The organism is Streptomyces sp. NPDC058683 (assembly GCF_042716195.1).
Taxonomy (GTDB): domain Bacteria; phylum Actinomycetota; class Actinomycetes; order Streptomycetales; family Streptomycetaceae; genus Streptomyces.
The window spans coordinates 1-1,577 of sequence record NZ_JBHXSK010000017.1 but is presented as its reverse complement, the minus strand read 5'-3'; the positions used below and the strand labels follow the sequence as shown (position 1 = coordinate 1,577).

The following is a 1,577-nucleotide window of genomic DNA, read 5'->3' as shown; positions in this document are numbered from 1 at the left end:
CCGGTGGGGGGACCGCCCCCCCCGCGCGGTCGCCCTATTACTTTTTGACCCCCGCCGGGGGGCCCCGGGTTGGGGGGGCGCCCCGGTACTCACCGGGCGCCCCCCTCTCACAGTGGGCGTCAGCTCGGGTTGGTGTCGATGACCCCGGTCCGCTCCGCCGTCGTCTTGCCGACCAGCGCCTTGCGCAGCGCGGAGGCGACGTCCTGCGGGGTGACGGCCGTCTTCTGGCCGGTGCCCCGGGTGATCAGCACGCCGTCGAAGGTGGCGCCGTACGCCTTCTTGAGGGCGTCGAGGTCGTACGTCTCGACCAGCTTGCCGTCGACGGCCTTGAAGCCGAGGATCTTCGGCAGCGACAGCGCGCCGAACGGGATGCTGTGCACCGCGTCCGTCTGCACGATGACGTTCTTCGACATCGCCGGCTCCGCGAAGTCCTTCATCTCGCGGTCGACCTCCGCGTTGGAGACCGTCGGCTGCACGGTGGTCGTCGGTACGGCGACCGCGGAAGCCGCGTTCGTCTCCACCATCGACTCGTACGCCTGCTCGACCGCCTTCGTGGAGGCGGCCGCGTCGATGCCCTTGCCCGCCTTGCCGTAGACCGCGACGGCCTTCCCCGAGGTGAACTTGATCGTGCCCTCGGTGGCCGAGCCCGAGCCGCTGCCGAGGCCCTTGAGGGCGGCCTGGAGCTTCTCCTCGTCGACCGGCATGACGGGGGCGACGACCCGCTGCCGGCCGAACAGGGCCCCGATCACGGAGACCGGGTTGTAGTCGCTCTTGGCGGCCTCCTCGACCGTGGACTGCATGTCGAACTGCAGGCCCGCCTGGTCCGGCGGCAGTGAGACGGCCTTGCCGTCGACCGACAGCTTCAGCGGCTTGTTCACCCGCGTGCCGAACGCGTCGTCGAGCTTCTTGACGGCGTCGTCGCGGGTGCCGCCGCCGATGTCGACGCCGAGCACCGTGGTGCCCTTGGGCACGTCGGAGTGGTTCATCAGGAGCCCGGCGCCGTAGACACCGAGACCGGCGACCACCACGACACCGACGAGCAGCGGCAGCTTGCCGCGCTTCTTCTTCGCCTTGCCCTTGCCCTTGCTCTTGGACTCGGCCGGGGGCGGCGAGACCGGTTCGGGCAGCTTCGGGGGCGTGTGCGGCAGCGGGCCGTCGCCGGGCGCGCCCGGCGCGAACGGAGAGTTCGCACCCGACGGCACGACCGGGATGCCGCTGGTGACGGTGTGTCCGGAGACGTTGTCCGCCGGGGATCCGTAGCCGGGCGTGCCCGGCTCGGGGGCGGGCTTCTGCGGGGTGAGGATCGCGGTGTCGTCGCTCAGGCCGCCGCCGGGGCCGAGGCCGGGACCGGCGGGGGCGGTGCGCGCGCCGGGTCCGGCCTGGGCGTGACGGCCAGGGCCGCCCGGACGGCCACCACGGCCGGCGGGGCCGCCCGGCGCGCCGAAGGGCTCACCGCCGTTGAAGGGCGCGCCGCCCGGACCGCCGGGGCCGGCGAAAGGCTCGCCGCCGTTGACCGGCGGGATGAACGGGCCGTCGCCGGTGACCGGGCCGCCGGTGGGGCCCGCCGGGCCCTGCGG

Annotated in this window: 1 protein-coding gene; it reads right to left on the bottom strand. The window is 73.7% G+C overall.

The genetic code is table 11. The annotated features are described in order from the left end of the window. Positions 1 to 119: 119 nt before the first annotated feature. Positions 120 to 1,577, bottom strand: a 1,458-nt coding sequence (locus ACFWXC_RS19875) for a hypothetical protein (protein ID WP_384480380.1), incomplete at its 5' end; no start/stop codon positions are given.